General features: G+C 63.7%; 24 protein-coding genes and 1 pseudogene. 13 read left to right on the top strand and 12 right to left on the bottom strand.

Annotated elements, in window-relative coordinates:
* The first annotated feature begins 1 nt into the window (after position 1).
* A complete protein-coding gene (locus tag V1279_RS18850; RefSeq protein ID WP_334438741.1) occupies positions 2-256 on the top strand; it encodes a hypothetical protein in 255 nt (84 codons plus the stop codon).
* A gap of 14 nt (positions 257-270) precedes the next feature.
* Here V1279_RS18850 and V1279_RS18845 read toward each other — a convergent pair whose 3' ends face one another.
* Positions 271-747, bottom strand: a complete 477-nt coding sequence (locus V1279_RS18845) for a winged helix-turn-helix transcriptional regulator (RefSeq protein WP_334438738.1) — start codon at positions 745-747, stop codon at positions 271-273.
* 111 nt (positions 748-858) lie between these two features.
* Between V1279_RS18845 and V1279_RS18840 the strand changes: the two genes are divergently transcribed.
* Positions 859-1,632 (top strand): SDR family oxidoreductase, encoded by a 774-nt coding sequence (locus V1279_RS18840; RefSeq protein ID WP_334438735.1) that lies wholly within the window; start codon positions 859-861, stop codon positions 1,630-1,632.
* Positions 1,633-1,984: 352 nt separating this feature from the next.
* On the opposite strand, the gene V1279_RS18835 is transcribed toward V1279_RS18840, so the two are convergent.
* Entirely contained in the window at positions 1,985-2,593 is a 609-nt protein-coding gene (locus V1279_RS18835; protein WP_334438733.1) for an FMN-dependent NADH-azoreductase, read from the bottom strand.
* Positions 2,594-2,692: 99 nt separating this feature from the next.
* Here V1279_RS18835 and V1279_RS18830 point away from each other — a divergent pair, with 99 nt between their 5' ends.
* The gene (locus V1279_RS18830; RefSeq protein ID WP_334446461.1) at positions 2,693-3,094 is read left to right on the top strand and encodes a winged helix-turn-helix transcriptional regulator; all 402 of its coding nucleotides are present in this window, start codon (positions 2,693-2,695) and stop codon (positions 3,092-3,094) included.
* Here V1279_RS18830 and dprA read toward each other — a convergent pair whose 3' ends face one another.
* A complete protein-coding gene (gene dprA / locus V1279_RS18825; RefSeq protein WP_334438730.1) occupies positions 3,095-4,213 on the bottom strand; it encodes a DNA-processing protein DprA in 1,119 nt (372 codons plus the stop codon). It lies immediately after the preceding gene.
* Between the two features lie 114 nt (positions 4,214-4,327).
* On the opposite strand from dprA, the gene V1279_RS18820 reads away from it, so the two are divergent.
* Positions 4,328-5,569 (top strand): amidase, encoded by a 1,242-nt coding sequence (locus V1279_RS18820; protein ID WP_334438727.1) that lies wholly within the window; start codon positions 4,328-4,330, stop codon positions 5,567-5,569.
* A 2-nt stretch (positions 5,570-5,571) separates the two neighbouring features.
* Here the strand turns inward: V1279_RS18820 and plsY are convergent, their stop codons facing one another.
* Genes plsY through V1279_RS18805 form a run of 3 tightly spaced genes read right to left on the bottom strand, consistent with a single transcriptional unit; the run spans position 5,572 to position 8,456 of the window.
* Positions 5,572-6,162, bottom strand: coding sequence for a glycerol-3-phosphate 1-O-acyltransferase PlsY (gene plsY, locus V1279_RS18815; protein WP_334438724.1), 591 nt, complete (start codon positions 6,160-6,162; stop codon positions 5,572-5,574).
* 35 nt (positions 6,163-6,197) lie between these two features.
* Positions 6,198-7,499: a dihydroorotase gene (locus tag V1279_RS18810; protein ID WP_334438723.1), complete on the bottom strand. Its 1,302-nt coding sequence runs from the start codon at positions 7,497-7,499 to the stop codon at positions 6,198-6,200.
* A 3-nt stretch (positions 7,500-7,502) separates the two neighbouring features.
* On the bottom strand, positions 7,503-8,456 hold the full coding sequence (locus V1279_RS18805) for an aspartate carbamoyltransferase catalytic subunit (RefSeq protein WP_334438721.1): 954 nt from the start codon (positions 8,454-8,456) through the stop codon (positions 7,503-7,505).
* A gap of 245 nt (positions 8,457-8,701) precedes the next feature.
* On the opposite strand from V1279_RS18805, the gene V1279_RS18800 reads away from it, so the two are divergent.
* From V1279_RS18800 to V1279_RS18790, 3 genes are all read left to right on the top strand, one after another.
* Positions 8,702-9,448, top strand: a complete 747-nt coding sequence (locus V1279_RS18800; RefSeq protein ID WP_334446460.1) for a M15 family metallopeptidase — start codon at positions 8,702-8,704, stop codon at positions 9,446-9,448.
* Between the two features lie 21 nt (positions 9,449-9,469).
* Positions 9,470-11,113: an acyl-CoA dehydrogenase family protein gene (locus V1279_RS18795; RefSeq protein ID WP_334438718.1), complete on the top strand. Its 1,644-nt coding sequence runs from the start codon at positions 9,470-9,472 to the stop codon at positions 11,111-11,113.
* 115 nt (positions 11,114-11,228) lie between these two features.
* The gene (locus V1279_RS18790; RefSeq protein WP_334438715.1) at positions 11,229-12,011 is read left to right on the top strand and encodes a CPBP family intramembrane glutamic endopeptidase; all 783 of its coding nucleotides are present in this window, start codon (positions 11,229-11,231) and stop codon (positions 12,009-12,011) included.
* A gap of 29 nt (positions 12,012-12,040) precedes the next feature.
* On the opposite strand, the gene V1279_RS18785 is transcribed toward V1279_RS18790, so the two are convergent.
* From V1279_RS18785 to V1279_RS18770, 4 genes are all read right to left on the bottom strand, one after another.
* Entirely contained in the window at positions 12,041-12,721 is a 681-nt protein-coding gene (locus V1279_RS18785; protein WP_334438712.1) for a hypothetical protein, read from the bottom strand.
* Positions 12,722-12,860: 139 nt separating this feature from the next.
* Positions 12,861-13,784, bottom strand: a complete 924-nt coding sequence (locus tag V1279_RS18780) for an AEC family transporter (protein WP_334438709.1) — start codon at positions 13,782-13,784, stop codon at positions 12,861-12,863.
* A gap of 2 nt (positions 13,785-13,786) precedes the next feature.
* Positions 13,787-14,269: a Holliday junction resolvase RuvX gene (ruvX, locus tag V1279_RS18775; protein WP_334438706.1), complete on the bottom strand. Its 483-nt coding sequence runs from the start codon at positions 14,267-14,269 to the stop codon at positions 13,787-13,789.
* Between the two features lie 91 nt (positions 14,270-14,360).
* Positions 14,361-15,296 carry a cyclase family protein gene (locus tag V1279_RS18770; protein WP_334438703.1) on the bottom strand — a complete coding sequence of 312 codons (936 nt, stop codon included), beginning with the start codon at positions 15,294-15,296 and terminating at the stop codon, positions 14,361-14,363.
* Positions 15,297-15,509: 213 nt separating this feature from the next.
* Between V1279_RS18770 and V1279_RS18765 the strand changes: the two genes are divergently transcribed.
* The 3 genes and pseudogenes from V1279_RS18765 to V1279_RS18755 form a co-directional block, all read left to right on the top strand.
* Positions 15,510-15,731, top strand: a complete 222-nt coding sequence (locus V1279_RS18765; protein ID WP_334446459.1) for a hypothetical protein — start codon at positions 15,510-15,512, stop codon at positions 15,729-15,731.
* Positions 15,732-15,953: 222 nt separating this feature from the next.
* Complete coding sequence (locus V1279_RS18760) at positions 15,954-17,732, top strand: DNA/RNA non-specific endonuclease (RefSeq protein ID WP_334438701.1); 1,779 nt, start codon at positions 15,954-15,956, stop codon at positions 17,730-17,732.
* Positions 17,690-18,133 (top strand): annotated as a pseudogene (locus V1279_RS18755) (DNA/RNA non-specific endonuclease); the annotation flags it as partial. The gene V1279_RS18760 and the pseudogene V1279_RS18755, both read left to right, overlap by 43 nt.
* 11 nt (positions 18,134-18,144) lie before the next feature.
* On the opposite strand, the gene V1279_RS18750 reads toward V1279_RS18755, so the two are convergent.
* The gene (locus V1279_RS18750) at positions 18,145-19,026 is read right to left on the bottom strand and encodes a LysR family transcriptional regulator (RefSeq protein WP_334438699.1); all 882 of its coding nucleotides are present in this window, start codon (positions 19,024-19,026) and stop codon (positions 18,145-18,147) included.
* 103 nt (positions 19,027-19,129) lie between these two features.
* Here V1279_RS18750 and V1279_RS18745 point away from each other — a divergent pair, with 103 nt between their 5' ends.
* Both V1279_RS18745 and V1279_RS18740 read left to right on the top strand, forming a co-directional pair.
* Positions 19,130-20,104, top strand: coding sequence for an NAD(P)H-dependent flavin oxidoreductase (locus V1279_RS18745; RefSeq protein ID WP_334438697.1), 975 nt, complete (start codon positions 19,130-19,132; stop codon positions 20,102-20,104).
* Between the two features lie 38 nt (positions 20,105-20,142).
* The gene (locus tag V1279_RS18740; RefSeq protein WP_334438695.1) at positions 20,143-21,219 is read left to right on the top strand and encodes an NAD(P)H-dependent flavin oxidoreductase; all 1,077 of its coding nucleotides are present in this window, start codon (positions 20,143-20,145) and stop codon (positions 21,217-21,219) included.
* A gap of 29 nt (positions 21,220-21,248) precedes the next feature.
* Here the strand turns inward: V1279_RS18740 and V1279_RS18735 are convergent, their stop codons facing one another.
* Complete coding sequence (locus tag V1279_RS18735) at positions 21,249-21,413, bottom strand: hypothetical protein (protein ID WP_334438693.1); 165 nt, start codon at positions 21,411-21,413, stop codon at positions 21,249-21,251.
* A 402-nt stretch (positions 21,414-21,815) separates the two neighbouring features.
* Here V1279_RS18735 and gatC point away from each other — a divergent pair, with 402 nt between their 5' ends.
* Entirely contained in the window at positions 21,816-22,103 is a 288-nt protein-coding gene (gene gatC / locus V1279_RS18730; RefSeq protein WP_334446457.1) for an Asp-tRNA(Asn)/Glu-tRNA(Gln) amidotransferase subunit GatC, read from the top strand.
* Positions 22,104-22,161: the final 58 nt, after the last annotated feature.

The raw sequence follows: 22,161 nt of genomic DNA, 5'->3' as shown, positions 1-22,161 counted from the left end.
TTTGAGCAAGGCTGGAGGCGGCCGGAAGCGGAAAGCTTCAGGCAAGCGTCGGGACTCGCCACCCGAGGAACGTACCGCTGAACGAGGTGAGGAGGGCGGCCCCGACGAGGCCGTGGCCTTTATCGCGGAGACCGTTGCCGAACTCGTCAAGCTGGCGGAGCGCCACCGGCTCGAGGTGCTCAGCCATTTGCTCGGCATGGCGCAGCTCGAGGCGGAAGAACGCCTGCGCACCCGAAGCAAGCACAAGCTGTCGTGAGCCGCGCGGCTTCGTTACGCCGTAACCCGCCTGCCTTGCTTCCCCGCCGGCCGCGGCTTCAGCGCGGTATCGCCCGCACTCAATAGCCGTCCGTCCTGCGAATGAAGTTCGAGCTTGCGGACCGGCCGGCCGTTTTCCTTGTCGACCAGGATGGTGGCGATCTCTTCCGGGCGCTCGTCGAACGCCTCGCTCCATTGCCGCAACGCGACCAGGATCGGGAACACGCCGCGGCCCTTCGGTGTCAGCAGATATTCCTGATACGCGCTGCCGTCGGAAGCGGGCGCGGTCTTGAGAATGCCCTGATCGGCCAGCGCGCGCAGCCGCACGGTGAGAATGTTCTTGGCCAGCCCCAGCTTCTTCTGGAATTCGCCGAAGCGGCTGACCCCGAACAGCGCCTCGCGAATGATCAGCATCGACCACCAGTCGCCGATCGCATCCAGCGAGCGCGCGATCGGGCAATCGTCGTGCTCAAAACTCGTCCGCTTCACCATTTCAGTCTCCGATCGGGTTTGAGACCGATCACAGTATTGTGTGGTTGCAATATTAAACCATATGTCCTAGGTGATCAATCTAGTTTAATTATGCAACCATGGGAGGCGGCCATGAGGCTCGCGAACAAGACGGCGTTGATCACCGGTGGCAACAGCGGCATCGGGCTCGCGACCGCAAGACTGTTCGTGGCCGAAGGCGCCAGAGTCGTCATAACAGGGCGAAATCAGGCGACGCTCGATGCCGCCGCCGCGGAGTTGGGCCCGAACGCGTTCGCGGTCGTGGCCGACGCGACAGACGTCGCCGCCACCGACGCCGCGATCGGAAAGGGGGCCGAGAAGTTCGGTAAGTATGACATCCTGTTCGCCAATGCCGGCATCGCCGGCGGCACGCCGCTGGGTGCGACGAACATCGAGGCATTCCAGAAGATCATCAGCACCAACCTCACCGGCGTGTTCTTCACGGTTCAGTCCGCGCTGCAGCATCTCAACGACAACGCCTCGATCATTCTCAACGGCTCTGTCATCTCCGTGCTCGGCATCCCCGGCTATTCGGCCTATGGCGCGGCGAAAGCGGGCGTGCGGGCGATGGCGCGGATCATGGCGTCGGAACTGTCGCCGCGCGGTATCCGCGTCAATGTCGTGGCACCCGGCGCTATCCGTACCCCGATCTGGGGCGCGGCGATCGCCACCCCGGAAGCCGAAAAAGCCTTCGAGAAGCGGATCGCGCTCTCGACGCCGCTCGGCCGCATGGGCGAACCCGATCATATTTCGAAGACGGTGCTGTTCCTCGCCTCGGACGATTCCGCCCATGTGCAGGGCCAGGAATTGTTCGTCGACGGCGGCGCCACGGCCTCTCCGAGCGGGGCGCCAATCTATCGGGGGTGAAGTGGACCCCCGCAATTGATGTCCGGCCAGCCCGCCGCCCTGCGACGGATTGGCGCTGAGCCGGAAGGGCGCATTGAACCTCAATCGTCCTTGCCGGACATTCAAAGGATGGGAGTTTCTTGACCAAAGAGAACAGGAGAGCAGTCATGCCGAAAAGGGTCGACGTCTCTTCATCCACCTTGCAGAATTCGGACACCGCTCAGTTCGTTTCAATAGCGCTGTTCTCCGGAGTCGGTCTTTTGATTTCCCTCGTTATCGTTATCTGCCGCATGAACGGCATTTTCTGACCTGGCTTTTCGCGAGCATGCGCGAGCGGCTGCCGTCGAGCGGCGGCAGCCGCTATCGCCTCAACTCAAGCGGCGTTCAGATCGCCGGCGGCTTTCAGTGCGCCGGCCACGGCCTTTTCACGATGCTCCGGACCGACCTGGATGCCGTCGGCGGAGATGAATTCCGGATTCTTGATGCCGATGAAGCCGAACACCCAGCGCAGATAGGTTTCCAGGTGCTCGCCGACGGCGGCTGGCGTGCCCGGGCCATAAAAGCCGCCGCGCGAGATCGCGACGATGACGCGCTTGTTGTCGGCCAGACCTTCGGCGCCTTGCGCTGAGTATTTGAAGGTCTTGCCGGCGATCAGGATGCGGTCGATCCAGGCCTTGAGCTGGCTTGGGATAGTAAAGTTGTACATGGGCGCGCCGAGCACGATGACGTCGGCGGCGAGGAATTCTTCCAGCACCGCCTGACCGGCGGCGATATCCTCGCGCAGCGAAGCTTCCGGGGCCGCCCCCTGGCCGGCGGCGAGGTGGGAGCCGGTGAGATGCGCCAGCGGCGGGAGCGTGAGATCGCGGTAGCTGACTTCGAGCCCGGGCGTGGATTGGCGCAGGCGGTCGACGATGGCGGCGGAAACCTGGCGGCTGACGGAATGGGGGCCGAGAACGCTGGAATCGAGATGCAGAAGTTTCATGGTAGATGTCACCCTTGGTATAGATTTGTAACTGGCGCTATATGAGTGACCGTGGCAGAACCCCGCAAGAACGCACATTTTTTACACCCGAGCACATCCATGAGACCCGAGCACAAAAAAGTGCCTGCCTTGCCACCCGGTCCTCACCTCGACAGTGACTGCCGCGGCGCGGCCTCCGTCCTGGCGCGGGTCGGCGATAAATGGAGCGTGTTCGTGATCATGATGCTCGGCGATGGCCCGAAGCGCTTCAACGAGATCAAGCGGATGATCGGCGGCATTTCGCAGCGGATGCTGACGCTGACGCTGCGCGGCCTCGAACGGGATGGTCTCGTGACACGCACGGTGTTTCCAACCATTCCGCCGCGGGTCGATTACGAGCTGACCGATCTCGGGCGTGGCCTGTCCACGCCGGTGCAGGCGCTCGGCAAGTGGGCCATTGAGCATCAGCCGGAGATCCAACGTGCGCGGACGAAGTTCGACGCGCGCAACAGCGAGGCCTGATCAGATCAGCGTCACCAGCCCGCCGCCATGGCGCTCCAGCCGGCCGGCCAATTCGAGTTCGAGCAGCACCGTGCGAACGATGGTGGCTGATAGCCCTGACATCCGGATCAGGTCGTCGAGGCTGACCGGGCTCGGCCCGAGCAGCGAGACAACGCGTTCGCGCTCGCTTGGGTCGGTATCGAAGTCGAGCGGCTCGTCGTCGCCTTCACGGGCCTCGAGCACGATCGGCCGCTCCAGGATCGGCTGAATGGCGTTGATGACGTCGCTGGCTTCGGTGACCAGCGCCGCGCCCTGCTTGATCAGTTCATTGGTGCCGGCGGCGCGCGGGTCGAGCGGCGAGCCCGGCACCGCAAATACCTCGCGGCCCTGTTCGGCCGCCATCCGTGCCGTGATCAGCGACCCCGAGCGGTGCGCGGCCTCGATCACGACGACGCCGAGCGACGCGCCGGAGATCAGGCGATTGCGCCGGGGAAAATCGTGGGCGCGCGGCACATGGCCGAGCGGCATTTCGGAAATCGCGCCGCCGCGTTCGAGCAGCGCCGCCAGCAAGTCCTGATGCTCCGGCGGATAGATCCGGTCGTGGCCACCCGCCAGCACCGCGACCGTGCCGCTTGCAATCGTGGCGCGATGCGCGGCCTGATCGATGCCGCGGGCCAGGCCTGAGATGACGATGAAGCCGGCGTCACCAAGATCGCGCGCCAATTGGCCTGCAAATTTCAGCCCTGCGCCGGAGGCGTTGCGCGAGCCGACGATCGCGATCATCGGCCGCATCAGGATGTCTGGCGGACCGCGTACGCCGAGCAAAGGCGGCGCATCGTCGAGCGTCGGCAGCCGCGGTGGATAGCCGGCTTCGCCAGGCGCGACCAGCGTGACGCCGATCCTTTTGGCCGCAGCGATCTCAGCCCGCGCTTCCTCCTCGCTGCAGATCCGCTCCGAACGCGCCGCGCCGCCACGCCGCGCCAGATCGGGCAACCGCTCCAGCGCCGCGCGCGCATCGCCGAAATGGTTGATGAGCGAGTTAAAGGTGCGCGGGCCGACATTGTCGCTGCGGATCAGCCGCAAGCGGTCGATCCGCTCGGCGTCGGTGAGGTGGGGCGTGAGTTGTGTTCGGTCATGCATGCGGATGCAGCTTTGCCCAACCGGAGATTGCAATCAACCTGTTTGTGACGGGCGTTACGCTTGCTCCATGCCAAGGCCCTCCGTAACCTGCTTCGTCACCACAGGAAGGCCTGCATGATCTCGCTCGCCGAACTTCAGCGCCGCATCGATGCCGGCGACCTTTCCGCAGACGCTGCGATCGCGCAGTCGCTCGAAGCAACCAGTGCGCATGAAAAGTCGATCGGCGCCTTCGTTTGTCGGGGTGAAAATCCTCGCGCGCAAAGCGCCGGGCCCTTGCGCGGCATTGCGGTCGGTATCAAGGACATCATGGATACGGCGGATTTCCCGACTGAAATGGGCTCTCCGATCTACCGCGGGAACCGGCCGCGCGGTGATGCGGCTGTCGTGATGATGTTGAAGCAGGCGGGCGCGACCATCATTGGCAAGACCACGACGACGGCATTCGCCTCCGTGGATCCGACGGCGACGCTCAACCCGCACAATCATGGTCATACGCCCGGCGGATCGTCATCGGGTTCGGCGGCAGCGGTGGCGGCGGGCATGATCTCGCTCGCGCTGGGAACGCAGACCGGCGGTTCGGTGATCCGGCCGGCCTCGTTCTGCGGCGTCGCCGCGATCAAGCCGTCCTACCGCTTGCTGCCGACCGTCGGCGTCAAATGCTATTCGTGGACGCTCGATACGGTAGGCCTGTTCGCGGCCGGCGTGGACGACGTGGCGCGCGGGCTTGCCGCGATGACGGGCCGGCCCGAATTGCTGCTGCCGCCCAGCATTCCGACGCCGCGCATCGGCATCGTGACGCAGGATTTCGCCGGTGCGCCGGAGGCGTCAGGCGGGGAGGCGCTGCGGATCGCGACACGGGCGGCGGAGAAGGCAGGCGCCTCGGTGCGGGCGCTTGATTTGCCCGAGATTTTCGCCGAGGCATGGCGCGCGCAGCCGATCGTGCAGGAGTTCGAGGCGCATCGGGCGCTTGCCTGGGAATATCGCGAACATTATGCGGAGATGGCGCCGCTGTTGCGCGCAAAGTTGGATGAAAGCAGGAATACACCACCTGTCGCCTATGACGAGGCGATCAAAACGGCGAACCGGGCAAGACAGGCATTGGAAAAACTGTTCGACGAAGTCGATGTGTTGCTGACCCTGTCGGCCCCGGGTACTGCGCCCAGGGGATTGGGCTCGACCGGCGACGCCCGTTACAACCGTCTCTGGACGCTGATGGGCGTGCCCTGCGTCAATGTTCCCGCACTCATCGCGGAAGGCGGTTTGCCGGTCGGCGTGCAGGTGATTGCGAGATATGGCGCCGATGCCGAGGCTTTGATGGTGGCGCGGTTTGTCGAGCAAGCGCTTGCGCGAAAATAGCGCTACTTCGCCCCGATCCGACCTTCGGTCCCCGTCTGCAGCCGCTTTATGTTTTCGCGGTGCTTGTAGAACAACAGCAGCGTCAGCACGACGAACAGCGACGCCAGCGCCGGGTGGCCGAACCACCACAGAAACAGCGGCGTCACGAACGCGGCGACCAGCGCCGAGAGCGACGAGTAGCGCGTGGTGGCGGCGGTCGCCAGCCAGATCAGGCAAAACATCACGGCCGCCGGCCAGAACAGCCCGATCAGCACGCCGATATAGGTCGCGACGCCTTTGCCACCGTTGAATTTGAGCCAGACTGGAAACAGATGGCCGAGAAAGGCGCCGAGCGCCGCCAGCATCGCCGCATCTGCGCCGCCGTAGTAGCCCATGATGACCACCGCGATCGTGCCCTTGAGCATGTCGCCGATCAGCGTCGCCGCGGCGAGGCCCTTGCGGCCGGTTCGTAGCACGTTGGTGGCGCCGATATTGCCGGAACCGATCGAGCGCAGATCCTGCGTACCGGCAAGCTTGGTCAGCACCATGCCGAACGGGATCGAGCCGAGCAGATAGCCGATCAGGAACGCAGCGACGAGGAATGCGTCAGACATTGCGGTAGCTCCCGCCGCGGCCGGTTTCGCACGAATCAGACATGCTCATAGACCGTCCGTCCGCCCACGATAGTACGCACGACGCGCCCCGAGAAGCGGGCTTCGTCGAACGGCGTGTTCTTGCACTGCGATTTGAGGTCGGCGGGATCGAGCACCCAGGGCGTATCGGGATCGATCACGACGACGTCGGCCGGGGAACCCGCGCGCAGCGAGCCGCCGGGCAGGCCGAGCAGTTCCGCAGGCCGGGTCGACATCGCCCGGATCAGCGTCTTGAAGTCCATCTCGCCATTATGGATCAGCCGCAGCGCCGCCGGCAGCATGGTCTGCAACCCGACCGCGCCGGCAGCGGCCTCGGCAAACGGCAGCCGCTTGACCTCGACGTCTTGCGGGTTGTGGTCGGACATCACGACGTCGACCAGGCCGGAGGCGAGGGCGGCGACCAGCGCGAGGCGGTCCTCCTCGGTGCGCAGCGGCGGCGACAGCTTCAGGAAGGTCCGATAGGGACCGATGTCGTTTTCGTTCAGCGTGACGTGATTGATCGACACGGAGGCGCTGACGTAGAGGCCGGCGTCGCGCGCGCGCTTGAGGATTTCCAGCGACTCGATGCAGCTCAGAGAGGCCGCGTGATAGCGCCCGCCGGTCAGCGCCACGAGGCGTATGTCGCGCTCCAGCATCACGGCTTCGGCGGCGTTCGGAATGCCGGCGAGGCCGAGCCGGGCTGCGAATTCGCCCTCGTTCATCACGCCTTCGCCGACCAGATCGGGGTCTTCGGTGTGATGCACGATCAGCGCATCGAAATCGCGGGCATAGGTCAGCGCCCGGCGCATCACCTGCGCGTTGGTGACGCTCCTGTCGCCATCGGTGAATGCGACCGCACCGGCGGCCTTCAAGAGGCCGATCTCCGTCATCTCCCGGCCGCCGAGGCCTTTTGTCAGCGCCGCCATCGGGTGGATGTTGACGATCGCGGTGTCGCGGGCACGGCGCAGCACGAAGTCCACCGTCGCCGAATTGTCGATGACCGGCGAGGTATCCGGCTGGCAGATGATAGTGGTGATGCCGCCGGCGGCAGCCGCCTGGCTGGCAGAGGCAAACGTCTCGCGGTGGCTGGCGCCGGGTTCGCCGACAAAGGCGCGCATGTCGACCAAGCCGGGGGCGACGATCTTGCCGGCGCAATTGATGATGTCGGTGCCTTCAGGGACGCCGGCGGCGCCGATGCCGCGCTTACTGTCGCGGATGGTGCCATCGGCAATCAGGACGTCGCCGGGGCCGTCGAAATCCCTCGAGGGATCGACGACGCGGGCATTGGCGAGCAGAATCGGGCGTCGGTCAGTCAGCATGATTTATGCGTTCGGCAGGTTGCGGGCGAGCGCTTCGAGCACCGCCATCCGCACCGCCACTCCCATTTCCACCTGTTCACGGATCAGCGATTGCGTGCCATCGGCCACGATCGAGTCGATCTCCACGCCGCGGTTCATCGGCCCCGGGTGCATCACCAGCGCATCCGGCTTGGCGTAAGCCAGCTTCTTCTGGTCGAGACCGAAATAGTGGAAGTATTCGCCCGACGACGGCACGAACGAGCCGTTCATCCGCTCGCGCTGCAGCCGCAGCATCATCACGATGTCGGCGCCATTGAGGCCCTCGCGCATGTCGCGCGCGACCTCGACGCCCATCCGCTCGATGCCGCGCGGCAGCAGCGTGGAGGGGGCGACGACACGGACGCGGGCGCCCATGGTGTTGAGCAAGAGGATATTGGAACGCGCCACGCGGGAATGCATCACGTCGCCGCAGATCGCGATCACGAGCCCTTCCAGCCGGCCTTTGTTGCGGCGGATGGTCAGCGCGTCCAGTAGCGCCTGGGTCGGATGCTCGTGGGCGCCGTCGCCGGCATTGATCACGGAACCGTCAACCTTGCGCGCCAGAAGTTCCACCGCACCGGAGGCGTGGTGCCGCACCACCAGGATATCCGGGTGCATGGCGTTGAGCGTCACGGCGGTATCCATCAACGTCTCGCCCTTGCGGATCGAGGATGAGGACACCGACATGTTCATGACGTCGGCGCCAAGCCGTTTTCCTGCCAGTTCGAACGAGGATTGGGTTCGGGTCGAGGCCTCGAAAAACAGGTTCACCTGGGTGCGACCGCGCAGGGACGTGCGCTTTTTGTCCACCTGGCGGTTGAGCTCGACATATTCCTCGGAAAGGTCGAGCAGGCCGGTAATATCGGCAGCGGAAAGCCCCTCGATTCCCAGCAGATGCCGGTGCCCGAGGACGAAGGTCGATTTCGATACAGGGGTCATTAAAGCGAGAGCTATAGGCAGAGATGCCGGGTAGGGCAAGCTTCAAATCCGGCGTCGGGACTTATCCACTAGCGCTTCGGCGGCAGGGTAAACGACCGCGGATGGTGTCCCGTACCGCCGGTTTCCGCTAGGGTGCCGAGATCGGCGCCCGATCAGGCCATGGAAAACCTGCGGCATTTCATTCAGCGCATTCGGATCATGTTGTGGGCACTGGCGTAACCATCGGCAGGGGTGCGGCAAGGCGGATGGCACTCGCGGCGATATTCGCGGCGGGTTGCCTGGCGAGCGCCGCGGCGCAGACGCCAAAACTGCCTGCCGGCTTCGTCTATTTGCGCGATATCGATCCGACCATCATCCAGGATATGCGTTACGCCGGCCCCAACAATTTCGTCGGCCGTCCGCTCAGGGGGTATCAAGCCGCCGAATGCGTGGTGAAGCGCGAAGTCGGCGTGCTGCTGAAGAGCGTTCAGGAAGAACTTGGGCTGCAGAACCTGTCGCTGAAGATGTTCGACTGCTACCGGCCGACAGGCGCGGTTGCCGACATGGTGGCGTGGTCACGCGACGGCAAGGAAACCCCGGCGCAGAAGCGCTACAACCCGTCGTTCAGCAAGGCCGATCTGTTTCGGCTCGGCTACATCGCCGAACGCTCCGGTCATTCCACCGGCGCCGCGCTCGATCTCACCTTGGTCGATTTGAAAGCCGACAACGCAGCCACCTTCGATTCCACCAAGGACTATGGCGACTGCACCGCCAATGTGAACCTTCGCGCGCCGGACGGAAGCGTCGACATGGGGACCGGCTATGATTGTTCCGACGTCAGGTCGCACACGGCGGCGAAATCCATCACGGCGGCTCAGCGCCGCTGGCGGGAGAAGCTGGTTCTGGTGATGGCGCGGCGAGGGTTTGTAAACTATTCCAAGGAGTGGTGGCATTTTTCGCTGCCGGGCGCGGGCCGGCAGGCCTATGATTTCCCGATTACACCGCGGAAGTGATTCACGGTTCCAGGATCAGCCATGAGCCAGGCAACATTTTCGACCCACGAGGTCTTCAACCAGTCGCCGCCGTTCGAAGATGTCGATCTCTATGCGGTCGACCGGCCGCTGGTTGAGGCGGTCGCCGCCAATGGCGGGGCCTCGGCACAAAGCGAGCTGTCGGAGTTCGGCAAGCATTGGGGCTCGGCGGCAATGGCGGAGCGCGGCCGCGTTGCCAACGAGAACACGCCTAAGCTGCGCACCTTCGATTCCAAAGGCAACCGCCGCGACGAGGTCGAGTTTCATCCGGCCTATCATGAGCTGATGGCGCACAGTGCGCATGCTGGCGTGCACAATTCGACCTGGGACGCGGCAGGAAAGCCGGCCGGCGGCGCGTCCGAAGTGATACGCGCGGCAAAATTCTATATGGCCGCGCAGGTCGAGACCGGGCATCTCTGCCCGATCACCATGACGCGGGCCGCCGTCGCCGCACTGGCGGAACAGCCCGACCTGCTGGCCAGGGTGATGCCGGTGTTGGGAACGCGATCCTACGATCCGGCGTTCGCGCCGTGGTGGACCAAGCGCGGCATGACGCTCGGCATGGGCATGACCGAGAAGCAGGGCGGCACCGATGTGCGCTCCAACATGACGCGGGCGGAGCGCGACGGGGACGCCTACCGCATCACCGGGCACAAATGGTTCATGTCGGCGCCGATGTGCGACGCCTTCCTGGTGTTGGCGCAGGCCGAGGATGGCTTGAGCTGTTTCTTCATGCCGCGCTTTACGCCCGATGGGTCGATCAACGCGATCCGGTTCCAGCGGCTGAAGGACAAGCTCGGCAATCGCTCCAATGCTTCCTCCGAGGTGGAGTTTCACGGCGCCTATGCCGAACGCGTCGGCGCCGAGGGCAAGGGCATCCGAACCATCATCCAGATGGTGCAGTTGACGCGGCAGGATTGCGCGATTGCTTCCGCCGGCCTGATGCGATCGGGGCTCGCGCACGCGCTGCATCATGCGCGGCATCGCAGCGTGTTCCAAAAGCATCTCGCCGATCAGCCGCTGATGAAGGCGGTGCTGTCGGACATGGCGCTGCATGTCGAGGCTACCGTCGCGCTGGTGATGCGGCTGTGCCGTTCGTTCGACCGCGCGCCTGTCGACGCCAAGGAGGCCGCCTATATGCGGCTGCTGACGCCCGCCATCAAATACTGGGTCTGCAAGAGCGCGCCCGGCTTTCTCTATGAGGCGATGGAGTGCCTCGGCGGCAATGGTTACGTGGAGGAGGGCATTCTGGCGCGGCATTACCGGGAGTCGCCGGTCAATGCGATCTGGGAAGGCTCCGGCAATGTGATGTGCCTCGACGTCCTCCGTGCGCTGTCGCGGGAGCCGGAAGTGGCGTCCAGCATTGTGCATGAATTGACCGGCGAGACGCTGGGATTGCCGGGCGCGGGGGAGGCAACCGCGTTCATCGGCAAGGCGTTCCACCGGCCCGACAGCGAGCGTGTGGCGCGGCTGGCGGTCGAAAGGCTGGCGCTGCTGGCGGCATCTGCCGCGCTCAATGCCGTGTCGCTGCGGCATGCGCAGTTGTTCGCCGCCACGCGCCTTGCCGGGAATCACGCCGGCATGTACGGCGCGGTCGATCTGGCCAATGACGAGATCCGGGCGCTGCTGGAGCGCGCGCTGCCGTGAATATGTATCATCCGTCATGCCCGGCCCTGTGCCGGGCATCCACGTCTTCGCACCAAGACAAAGACGTGGATGGCCGGGACAAGCCCGGCCATGACGACACCTGGAAAGCTGATTGATGGACTCCCTTACTCCCGCAGTTCCGGTGGCAGTTCCGCCGGCGATCCCCGATCAGCGGCCGCCACGCGTCTGGAAATTCTGGGGCACGACGCTGTGGGGCCTGTTCATCTTCGCTGCGGTGTTCCTCGGCCAGGTCGCGGTGATCATCTACTTTGTGCTGCGGCAAGGTGGGTCATTCGACGTCGCCGAAGCGATCCGTATCGTCGGCGGCGGTCTGACCATCTCGCTCTCGGTCATCCTGGGATTGCCCGCCGTGCTGTTGGCGACATGGATAGCGATCCGTCCAACGCGGATACCCTTTGCCGATTATCTGGCGCTGCGCTGGACCTCATGGCGCAATTTCCTGACAGGTGTCGCTGCGCTGGCCATCCTGGTCGGCGGCTGGGACCTGCTGTCGCGGGCACTCGGGCGCGAGGTGACACCGGGCTTCATGGGCGACGTGCTGAAATCCGCGCAGGCCGATGGCGCGCTATGGCTTCTGGTAATCGCGTTCTGTGTCGCCGCGCCGATGTGGGAAGAGATATTCGCGCGCGGGTTTCTCTACCGCGGCTGGTCGGAATCAAGGCTCGGCGTCGCCGGCGCGATCTTCCTGTCGTCGCTGGCCTGGACCTCGCTGCATCTGCAGTACGACTGGTTCTTTTTCGGCGAGGTGTTTTCGATCGGCCTGTTGCTGGGATATCTGCGTTATCGCACCAACTCGACCTGGCTGACGATCGTCCTGCACGGCATCAACAATTCGGCGGCGACCATTCAGACTTTCTGGCTGGCGGGGAGTGGGTAGGTCAAACCGGACGATGTACGGGTGTGGGCCTACGTTGTATTCGGGTTCGTCAACGCGCGATCGATGATGTCGTCATAGAGCGCCCATTGCTGCCGCGAGTTCTCGATGCTGATCTTCGGAATATCGAGATCCGCAAACAATTGGTCGGTTAGCGCCCGGTATTGACGATAGAGGGCGATCAGGCCGTCAAGACCGACCAGCCCGCGCCTCCTGGCGTACGGCGATTCCAGTTTCCAGTTGGCCTGATAGTTCACCCATTTATCGCCTCGCTGCGCCGAGACGGCGCGAATGGCGCTGTCGACGTCGTCCTGGTGGAAATAGATCAGCAGCGGGCGCAACGGCTTGATGACCGCGACAACTTCCCGGCAATAGGCGGCGATCAACTCCATGTCGGCTTCGAGCAGCAGCAGCGACGTCAGATTGCCGTGGAACAGTTGCCCGTCGACAGCCTGGATGCGGTCGGCGGCCAGCGAACTGTCAACGAAGGCGCGCCACTTGGCGATGCACGATTTGGCAAGCTTTGCCGGCGGCATCGCGCTCCAGGGCAGGTCCCAATCGAAGCGGATCGGATGCGGATCGGCCCCTTCGGTTATCCCGGTGGCGGGGATGCCGGATGCCTCCAGCCGGCGAGCGATGTTCACTGTGACGGTCGACTTGCCGGAGCCCATGATCCCCTCGACGATCACAAGCCTCGGCCAGACGTTGCTCAATGGCGGGATCAAGGTGGAATGACCATGCTCGGGCCTGTGGGGCGCATCGGGTGGTGATCGACAAGGCGCGTTGTCTATTTCTACCTAGTGGGCTGGCACGAGGCAAGTTTGCGCCGCGACAATATCCGCCGCGGCTGTTCTATGCCACCAGCGCGATCGCGATCGGCATCGTGATCGCCGCCAATATCGTCTGCAGCGTAATGATCTGCGCCAAAAGCGGCGCGTCGCCGCCCATTTGCCGCGCCAGCACATAGGCGCTTGACGCCGCGGGCACCGCCGAACAGACCGCCACGACGGCGAGGCTGGAATCGGCAAGTCCAAATTTTAGCGCCAACGCGACCGCGATCACCGGCATCAGCACCAGCTTGAGGAACACCGCGACGCCGGCGGCGAGGCTCGGCCTGAACAGGCCTTCGAGATGCAGGCCGGCGCCGGTCACCATAAGGCCGATGGCGAGCGAGGAGCGGCCGAGCGCGTCCGCCACCTCGTGCCAGAGTTTGGGCAGTGGAATGTGCGTGACGTTGAGCGCCAGCCCGACCGCACAGGCCCAGATCAGGGGATTGCGCACCACGGTCACGACAATTGAACCGGCCGAGCGCTTTTCCGGCGAGGCGTAATGGGCAAGCACCGAGACACTGAGGACGTTGACCAGCGGGATGATGGCGACCATCGCGACGGATGCCAGCGCCAGCCCGAGGTCACCGAACAGACTGCTGGAGACGGCGAGCGCGACAAAAGTCTGCCACCGCGTCGCACCCTGGAAGATCGAGGTAAAGGCGGGACCATCGATCGCGGCGCGGGCGAGCAGCGGACGCAGCGCAAGACACAGCAGCGACATCGCAAGCGCCGACAGCAGCAACGCGCCGCCGACGCCGGCAACCGGCACCTTGGTGAGGTCGGCCTTCACCAGGGTCTGGATCAGCAGGACCGGAAACAGCACGTAGTAAGTCAGCCGCTCCAGCCCATGCCACTGCATTTCCGGTCGTATCAGGGTGCGTTTCAGGACAAAGCCGAGCACGATCAGCAAAAACACCGGCAGCAGCGACGCAATGACGACCCCCATCCCTAGGCGCCCCCCCGCAGCTTCGTCAGCCGGTCCAGCGCGCCCTGCAGGATGAACATGGCGGCGTGTTCATCGATCACCTCGGCGCGGCGGGCGCGGGAGACGTCCATGCCGATCAGCTCGCGCTCGACGGCAGCCGTCGAGAGCCGCTCGTCCCACAGCGCGATGGCAAGGCCGGTGAGGTTGGAGAAATTGCGGGCAAAGGCGCGGGTCGATTGCGCGCGCGGACCCTCGCTGCCGTCCATGTTGATGGGAAGGCCGAGCACGAAACCGACCGCGTTGCGTTCGCCCGAGATCGCCAATAGCCGCGCCGCGTCGGCCTTGAAGGCCTTGCGGTGGAGCGTTTCGACGCCGGTCGCCAGGCGGCGATCGGGATCGGATACGGCAACACCGATGGTCTTGGTGCCGAGATCGAGGCCGATCAGGGCGCCACGCTCGGGCCAGTGCGTGACGGCATCGATCAAGGGGAGGATAGGGGCGGGCATGGCCCCGCTTAACACGCGGTGCGTGGCGCAGGCAAAGCCGATAATGGCGTGGCGTCCATGCGAGAACGCCACGCCGCCTGCCGATATGGTCTTACCGGATCGCTATCGGGTTGATCATGCTCTGCACGCCACCCTTGAAGCGCGGCTGGCCGAGGACAAACAGGAACTCATAAGCCTTGTCCTTGGCCAGCTCTGCGGTGTCCATGTTTTCCAGGATGTAGGTGCCGTTCATCGCCAGCAAGATCTGATGCACCTCGAAGATGTTTTTGGATTCGAACGGAACGGTTTCGAGTCCCCAGGTATCGGCGCCGACGGCAACCACGCCCTTGCCGGTGAGATACTTGGCGCCTTCGACCCCCAGGCCCGGCTCCCCGGCACCATAGCGCTTGTCATCCTTGCCGATCAGGCTGAGCCAGCCGGTATGGAAGATCACGACGTCGCCCTGGCGGATTTCGACGCCCTGCTTCTTCGCGACTTCCTCGATCTCCTTGACGTTGAAGGCGGTGCCTTCCTTGACCACGTCGGTGCCGTAGTGAGCCGCCATGTCGAGCAGCACGCCCCGTGTCACCATCGGCGGGACTTTCTCGATGCCGAGCTTTTTCAGTCCGGTCGCATCGGCGAAGTCGGCGAGTTTGTTGCCATTGTAGTAGACGTGCTCGATACCGAGATGGCCGAGGCCGTCCAACTGACTACCGACGCCGACCCAGCCTTCAATGATGTCGTCGTTGTAGGTTGTCTTGTTGGGTCCAAGGCCGGGAATGCCGGCCTGGCCGGGCTGAACCACCGTGATCTTGAAGGCCCGCGGCGGATAGGCGGGGGTCTTGGAGTCGACGGGAATGCCGAGCGCGTAGGTCTTGCCGGTCTTGACCAAACCCGCTGCCTTCACGACGAGTTCGGGCTTCATGTAATTGGCGGCGCCGACCTCGTCGTTCGGTCCCCATTTCGATTTCGTCCAGTCCTGAGCGCTTGCTGTTCCGACCGCACCCAACAAGGCGACAGAACAGCTCAATACGAACGCAATGCGCATCGCAGTCCCTCCCAGATTGACGTTATGGTTTTTGGTAGCTAGCGGCTCATACTAACGTGGTAGTGTGGGGCGGCCAGAATTTTTTTTGAACTCGACGCGCGCGTGCGATCGAACTCCGCAAGGCCGCGTAAGTGTGCAGCGCAAATCGATTTGTTGCAGAACGATGGCACAGAAGTTTCGTGCGGCGGAATGACCGCGAGGCAAGGCTATCAGATGGATGCGCTGAGCCTGTTCGGCCTGTTCGCGGTGACCGCGATGCTGATGGCTTATGCGCTGGAGGATCGCAGCCACTGGTTCATCCTCGCCTTCGCCGGCGCTTGTGCGCTCGGCTCGGTCTACGGTTTCCTGCAGGGCGCCTGGCCGTTCGGGCTGGTCGAGGCGATCTGGGTCGGCGTCGCGGTGCGGCGCTGGTATGTCAGGCGAGCTTCGGCGTAAGCTGCCAAAAGATTGCGTTGTAGTTGCTTCAGTGATAATATGTAAACTTAGGTAGTGAAGTCGTTTTTATTGTATTTTTCCCAACTCGCGCCGAATGGTGCATCGCAAGCATATCGAGAAAGGGACTTGAGTTTGTCCCTTGAATAGCGACGGCCGTTTTTGCGCCTGCTGTCGCCTATCAGATTTCTACGCTGCGTCCTCACTTTACTTTTTTGATTGGAGATGACGATGTTCATGAAACCCACGCTTATTGCCGCCTCCGAGCGACGCTTCGAGCAGGCAGAGTTCTCTCCAGCCGCCCTGAACCGGAAACTTGGCGACGGGCCAATCTCGATGACGGAAGAGAAAAAGAGGGCTCGCATGCGCCAGCTGTTGGCGCAAACCGAAGACACAGTATCCGCGCGGATCGGGCTTGAACGGATTATCAATGGCAATGAACTCGATAGCATCAACTACCTCGCCAAGGGCACCATCGCTTCGCGCTCGATCTGCCGCATCCAGCTCAAGGACGCACGCTCGAACCTGGTGGGATATGCGTCGGGTTTCCTGATCGGCCCCGGTCTGATGATGACCAATAACCACGTATTCGGCAGGCCAGCCGACGCGCTCAATTCCGTTGCCGATTTCGACTATGAATTGAACGTTGCCGGCATGGAGCGGGAACCCGTCCGGTTCGGGCTCGAGCCGGATAAGCTCTTCTACACCAACGACAGACTCGACTATTCGATCGTTGCGGTAGCGCCGGTGTCGCTGGCCGGCGGCCGACGGTTGATCGATTGGGGCTGGCTGCCGCTGAGCGGGCAGCCAGGCAAAGGCGACCCCGGCGAATATCTGACGATCATCCAGCATCCCAGCGGGCAGCCGAAGCAAGTATGCGTTCGTGACAACAAGCTACTGAAGTATGTCGGGGATTTCGTCTGGTACATGACCGACACCAGTTCCGGCTCATCAGGCTCTCCGGCCTTCAACCGGTTCTGGCAGGTGATTGCTCTTCACCATAGCGGCGTCCCCAGAAAGAATGCGCAGGGCCGCACCCTTACCAAGGATGGCAAGGTATGGGACTCGTCGATGGATGAAGCCTCGATCGACTGGATCGCCAACGAGGGCGTCCGTGTCAGCGCCATCGTGGCCGATCTCAGAGTGACGGTCGGCTCGCATCCGCTGGTGAAGCCGGTACTCGACGAAGTGCAGCCACCGCCGCCGGCCGCACCGGGCAACGAACAGGTGCCGGCCAATGTGTCGCCGAATGGGAACGGAGGCGATCACGAACTGTGGTTTGAGCAATCCGGCGATGTGACCTCGCTGGTAGTCCCCCTGCGCATTCCCGTGCCGTTCTTCAGGAAAAACGGCCAGGCGGCCCTCCCGGAAACCAGGCCAACGCAACCGGTCACAGCGCCGATTGCCGGTCCGGCCGGTGCTGCGCGTATCGGTTCGCTGACAGGTCGACCGATGGAGGCCGTGCATATCGACCAATCCACCTTGGGATCGCGCTCCGGCTACAAACCGAACTTCATCGGCACCGGGAAATTCTCGGTGCCCTTGCCGAAGATTCCTGCCTCCCTTCGATCCAAGGTCGCTACGCTGAAATCCAATCGTTCGAAGTCCGAACTGAAATACTTCAATTACAGCGTGATCATGAACAAGGAGCGCAAGCTGGCTTTCTTCACCGCGGTCAATATCGACGGAGGTGCGCAGCAGGACGTCGGCAAGCGCGAGGGCGATTCCTGGCTGCGCGATCCACGGATCGACAAAGATTTCCAGATCGGCAATGACTTCTATGGCAAGCAATCGGCGTTCGAAGCTGACCGGAGCGCCAATCCGTTCGATCGCGGACATCTGGTCCGCCGCCTCGATGCGACCTGGGGCGACAGCGTCGATGAAGCCAAGGAGCACGGCGACGATTCCTCCACTTCACCAATTGCTCCCCGCAGTTTTGGTCGTTCAACCAGGGCAAGCAACTATGGGCAGGCCTGGAGGATTATACGCGCGACGAACTGCTGAAACGCCGAGACAAGGGCGTGGTCATCACCGGGCCGATCTTCGACGGTCCTGATGCCGAGGGTGCCGATCTGCCGGACCCGTCGGGTCGACCACACAAGGACCCGATCTTCGGCGGCGTGGCGATCCCGAAATATTTCTGGAAGATACTCGTCAGCAAGGGCAACGATCGCCTCAAGGCTGCGGCGTTCATTGTCAGCCAGCGTCATCTGATCATGGACATCGACCGGATCCATGACGCGGAGAAGCTTTCCGCGGAGGATGTTCAGGTCTTCCAGGTCTCAGTCATCGGCTTGGCGAAACTCACTAAGCTGGACTTCGGCAAACTGGCGCAGGCTGATTCCCACGAAGCGACCGCGGTGGGGCCGCGCCTGATCGAAAGCTACGACGACATCAGGATCTAGCCGTTGGGTTGTCAGGCGGCGATAACCTCGCCATTGCCGCTCAGGCAGGAAGCGAAGCCCTGCAGGGCGCTGTATTGATGCGCGCTGCGGCGGGTGATGAAGAGCGTATCGACAGCAGATTGCGCCGGGGTCAGCGCGTGAATGCTCACGGTCTCGTTCCGCCCGACCACCGCGCGCGGCAGCAGCGTCACGCCCATGTCGGCGGCAACACAGCCGATCATGCCGTCGAGCGTGCCGAGTTCGAAGCGCGCGGAAGACGGCCAGCCGAATTCCGAAAAGATCTGCTCGAGCCGCTGGCGGTAGGTGCAGCCGGTGCGGAACACCAACGCGGTGGGGCCGGATTCCGGCGTGCCAGCACGTAAAGCGGCAAGGCTTGGCCAGCGCCGCGCCGTCACCAGGACCAGTTCTTCGCGGAAGGCGACCGTCGCGTCGAGTTCGGCATGCTCGATCGGGCCTGCGACGAACGCGCCGTCAAACGTACCGTTGAGCACGCCCGCCACCAGTTCGGCCGTCGTCGACGTCCGCAGGCTCAGCCGCACCGCCGGGAACCGGCGATGGAATTCGGCGAGCAGGGAAGGCAGGCGAACGGCTGCGGTCGTTTCCATCGATCCGATCGCGAGCGGTCCCTTCGGTTCGCCATCGTCGCGCGCGGCTAGCAGCGCCTCGCGCGACAGCGCGGCCATCCGATGCGCGTAGGGCAGCAGACGGCGGCCGGCGCCGGTCAGCGTCATGCCGCGGCTGTGCCGTTCGAACAGCGCGGTGCCAATCTCGGCCTCCAACGCCTTCACCCGTTGCGTGACGTTGGACTGCACGGTGTTGAGTTCGTCGGCGGCGCGGGTGATGCCGCCCAGCCGCGCAACCGTCGAAAAGGTCAGGAGGTCGCTCAACTCCATGGGGCATTCCGTTTTATTTTAGAGATGGTAGCATCCTTTAGTATTCATTTTTAGAGAATGATAGTTCGCCCTAATCTCACTGTCTAGACCGCAGGGAGGGGACATGCCGATATTGACACCGTTGACCGCCCGTTTGGGCATCCAGCATCCGATCCTGTCGGCGCCGATGGACGTCATCGCGGGCGCACGTCTCACTAAGGCCGTCAGCGCCGCCGGCGGGTTCGGTATTCTCGGCGGCGGCTACGGTGACAGAGCGTGGCTGGAGCAGGAGACGGCCAAGCTTGCTGATGTCTCTGATCCCTTCGGCATCGGCTTCATCACCTGGAGCCTTGCGAAACAGCCGGCGCTGCTGAACATCGCGCTTGAAGCCGGTCCGCGCGCGATCATGCTGTCGTTCGGCGATCCGAAGCCCTTTGCGCCGCGCATCAAGGCGTCGGGCGCGCTCCTGATCTGCCAGGTGCAGGACGAGGCGATGGCGCGGCAGGCCCTCGATGCGAGCGCCGACATTCTGATCGCGCAGGGAACGGAGGCCGGCGGCCATGGCGCGTCGCGGACGACGATCGACATCGTGCCGGCGATCGTCGATCTCGCAGCCGGCCGGGTGCCGGTCGCGGCCGCCGGCGGCATCGGTGATGGCCGCGGGCTGGCTGCAATGATGATGCTGGGCGCTTCCGGCGTGCTGCTTGGCACGCGCTTTTATGCGAGCGCGGAATGTGATGGGGCAGAAGAGGCCAAGAAACGCATCTGCGCGGCGTCGAGCGGCAACAGCGTCCGCGGCATCATCTTCGATCTCTCGCGCAACAATGTCTGGCCGGCGCCTTTTACCGGACGCTGCCTGATCAACGATCATGCGCGGCGCTGGATGGGGCGCGAGATCGAACTCATGCAAAACGTCCAGGCGGTCGCGGCCGAATATGCGGCGGCGAGGGTCGCCGGGAATTTTGACATCGCTGCCGTCATCGCTGGTGAATCCGTCGGGCTGATCCATGATATCCCGCCGGCGGCCGAAATCGTTGACAGGATCGTCACCGAGGCCGACCAGATATTGAACGGGCGACGGAACTCCTCCGCTGCCTGATCCTTACGTCCCTTCAATTCATTCAAGCGAGCAGAACCATGTGGCCAGACCGCCGGATCATCGACCTCTTCAAGACCGAATTTCCGATCGTGCTGGCGCCGATGGCCGGTATCATGGACGCCGAGCTGGTGATCGCGGCGGCGCAGGGCGGGGCACTGGGTTCGCTGCCATGTGCGATGATCTCGGCCGAGAAGGCCCGCGAGCAGGTCAACATCATCCGCCAGCGGGTCTCGGCGCCGGTCAACATGAACTTCTTCTGTCACACGCCGGTCGATGCCGATCCCGCGCGCGAGGCCGGCTGGAAGGCGCGGCTTGGGCCCTACTATAAGGAGCTGGGTCTCGATCCCGCCGCGCCCGTCAACGCCGCCAACCGCGCGCCATTCGATGAAGCGATGTGCGCTGTCGTGGAGGAGCTGAAGCCGGAAGTGGTGAGCTTCCATTTCGGCCTGCCGGATCAGGCGCTGGTCAAGCGCGTCAAGGCGGCAGGCTGCATCGTGATGTCATCGGCAACGATCGTGAAGGAAGCGATCTGGCTGGAGGAGAACGGCGCCGACGTCATCATCGCGCAAGGCGCGGAGGCGGGCGGCCATCGCGGCATGTTCCTGACCGACAATATCGCCCAGCAGCCCGGCACGTTTGCGCTGGTGCCGCAGGTGGTCGATGCGGTGAGGGTGCCGGTGATCGCGGCTGGCGGTATCGCCGACGGGCGCGGCATCGCGGCGGCGTTTGCGCTGGGCGCGTCCGGCGTACAGATCGGCAGCGCCTATCTTCGTTGTCCGGAATCCAAGGTGGTCGCGCCAGCGCGCACGGCGCTGGCCCAGGCGCACGACGATTCCACCGTCATCACCAATGTCATGACCGGCCGGCCCGCGCGCGGGGTCGCCAACCGTGTCATGGGCGAGGTCGGCCCGATCTCGCCGGATGCGCCGGCATTCCCGCACGCCGCCACCGCGCTCGGGCCGCTGAAGGCGGCGGCCGAAAAGCTCGGCAAGGTCGATTTCACCAATCTCTGGGCCGGGCAGGCGGTGCGGATGGGCCGCGAGATGCCGGCAGCCGAGCTGACCCGTGCGCTTGCTGGCGCCGCGCTGGCGCGGTTCAGTGCGTTGGGCGGCTAGCTGGCGGCTTGAACCGGTTTTGTGCTGTCCTAGTGCGCCGGTTCGTCGCGCCTGACGTCCAGGTGCTCGGCGGCCAGCGACCGGTAATGCGCGGCCATCTCCTTGTAGTGTTGCCTCGAGATCGGATCGGTCGCACTTTCCGCGCGGCGTTCGAACATTTCCGCCTTTTCCCGGAGGACTTTTGCCTGGGACATGGCTCTTACTCGCGTTGGTCAGGTTAAGCAGGCGAGGTAAACGATCGCAGCGCCAAGGACGGTCCCGATTGACCAGAGGGCGGGATCCCAGCTTTCCGATCCAGCACTGTCGTTTTCGATGGTCGACCCCCATTTGGTGGCCGTGACTACATCCCCGCCTGTTTCAGGACGACTACGTGAGAGGCCAAAAATGGTTTCGCAAGGGCGCTCTTGCGCATGAAATCTGTGCCTTGCACACGAAATCTTGTGCGTCGGCTGAGGTGAGCCCGCTGCCTGCTTTAATGCCCAAACGGCGGATAATCCGGCATCAGAATGACCACGGCGGCGTGTTCCCGCGGTTGCGGTGCAAAAGCGGCCTCTGCTATACGGCAGATGCGAATTCTCCATTCGAGGCCTATATTTATGTCCGTTGATGCCGCCACCGTTCGCCGCATCGCGCATCTGGCGCGAATTGCGGTCACCGAGGCCGAGGTTCCCCATCTGCAGGGCGAGCTGAACGCCATGCTGGCTTTCGTGGAGCAGCTTTCGGAAGTGAACGTCGACGGCGTCGAACCGATGACGTCGGTGACCCCAATGGAAATGAAGAAGCGGGCCGATGTGGTCAATGACGGCGAGATCTCCGACGACATCGTCAGGAACGCGCCGGAAACGCAAAATCATTTCTTCATGGTGCCGAAAGTTGTTGAATAAGTTCCGTAGCGTTTTCAAGCGAAGTGGGTACCGGTTCACGTAAAGAAAACGCGTCAAA

Source organism: Bradyrhizobium sp. AZCC 1610, assembly GCF_036924515.1.
GTDB lineage: Bacteria > Pseudomonadota > Alphaproteobacteria > Rhizobiales > Xanthobacteraceae > Bradyrhizobium.
This window is presented reverse-complemented; position numbering and strand designations above follow the sequence as displayed.

Excerpts from the sequence above, each read along its gene's own strand:
- V1279_RS18845 (WP_334438738.1), bottom strand. The coding sequence starts at position 747 with ATGGTGAAGCGGACGAGTTTTGAGCACGACGATTGCCCGATCGCGCGC.
- V1279_RS18840 (WP_334438735.1), top strand. The coding sequence starts at position 859 with ATGAGGCTCGCGAACAAGACGGCGTTGATCACCGGTGGCAACAGCGGC.
- V1279_RS18835 (WP_334438733.1), bottom strand. The coding sequence starts at position 2,593 with ATGAAACTTCTGCATCTCGATTCCAGCGTTCTCGGCCCCCATTCCGTC.
- V1279_RS18830 (WP_334446461.1), top strand. The coding sequence starts at position 2,693 with ATGAGACCCGAGCACAAAAAAGTGCCTGCCTTGCCACCCGGTCCTCAC.
- dprA (WP_334438730.1), bottom strand. The coding sequence starts at position 4,213 with ATGCATGACCGAACACAACTCACGCCCCACCTCACCGACGCCGAGCGG.
- V1279_RS18820 (WP_334438727.1), top strand. The coding sequence starts at position 4,328 with ATGATCTCGCTCGCCGAACTTCAGCGCCGCATCGATGCCGGCGACCTT.
- plsY (WP_334438724.1), bottom strand. The coding sequence starts at position 6,162 with ATGTCTGACGCATTCCTCGTCGCTGCGTTCCTGATCGGCTATCTGCTC.
- V1279_RS18810 (WP_334438723.1), bottom strand. The coding sequence starts at position 7,499 with ATGCTGACTGACCGACGCCCGATTCTGCTCGCCAATGCCCGCGTCGTC.
- V1279_RS18805 (WP_334438721.1), bottom strand. The coding sequence starts at position 8,456 with ATGACCCCTGTATCGAAATCGACCTTCGTCCTCGGGCACCGGCATCTG.
- V1279_RS18800 (WP_334446460.1), top strand. The coding sequence starts at position 8,702 with ATGGCACTCGCGGCGATATTCGCGGCGGGTTGCCTGGCGAGCGCCGCG.
- V1279_RS18795 (WP_334438718.1), top strand. The coding sequence starts at position 9,470 with ATGAGCCAGGCAACATTTTCGACCCACGAGGTCTTCAACCAGTCGCCG.
- V1279_RS18790 (WP_334438715.1), top strand. The coding sequence starts at position 11,229 with ATGGACTCCCTTACTCCCGCAGTTCCGGTGGCAGTTCCGCCGGCGATC.
- V1279_RS18780 (WP_334438709.1), bottom strand. The coding sequence starts at position 13,784 with ATGGGGGTCGTCATTGCGTCGCTGCTGCCGGTGTTTTTGCTGATCGTG.
- ruvX (WP_334438706.1), bottom strand. The coding sequence starts at position 14,269 with ATGCCCGCCCCTATCCTCCCCTTGATCGATGCCGTCACGCACTGGCCC.
- V1279_RS18770 (WP_334438703.1), bottom strand. The coding sequence starts at position 15,296 with ATGCGCATTGCGTTCGTATTGAGCTGTTCTGTCGCCTTGTTGGGTGCG.
- V1279_RS18765 (WP_334446459.1), top strand. The coding sequence starts at position 15,510 with ATGGATGCGCTGAGCCTGTTCGGCCTGTTCGCGGTGACCGCGATGCTG.
- V1279_RS18760 (WP_334438701.1), top strand. The coding sequence starts at position 15,954 with ATGACGATGTTCATGAAACCCACGCTTATTGCCGCCTCCGAGCGACGC.
- V1279_RS18750 (WP_334438699.1), bottom strand. The coding sequence starts at position 19,026 with ATGGAGTTGAGCGACCTCCTGACCTTTTCGACGGTTGCGCGGCTGGGC.
- V1279_RS18745 (WP_334438697.1), top strand. The coding sequence starts at position 19,130 with ATGCCGATATTGACACCGTTGACCGCCCGTTTGGGCATCCAGCATCCG.
- V1279_RS18740 (WP_334438695.1), top strand. The coding sequence starts at position 20,143 with ATGTGGCCAGACCGCCGGATCATCGACCTCTTCAAGACCGAATTTCCG.
- V1279_RS18735 (WP_334438693.1), bottom strand. The coding sequence starts at position 21,413 with ATGTCCCAGGCAAAAGTCCTCCGGGAAAAGGCGGAAATGTTCGAACGC.
- gatC (WP_334446457.1), top strand. The coding sequence starts at position 21,816 with ATGTCCGTTGATGCCGCCACCGTTCGCCGCATCGCGCATCTGGCGCGA.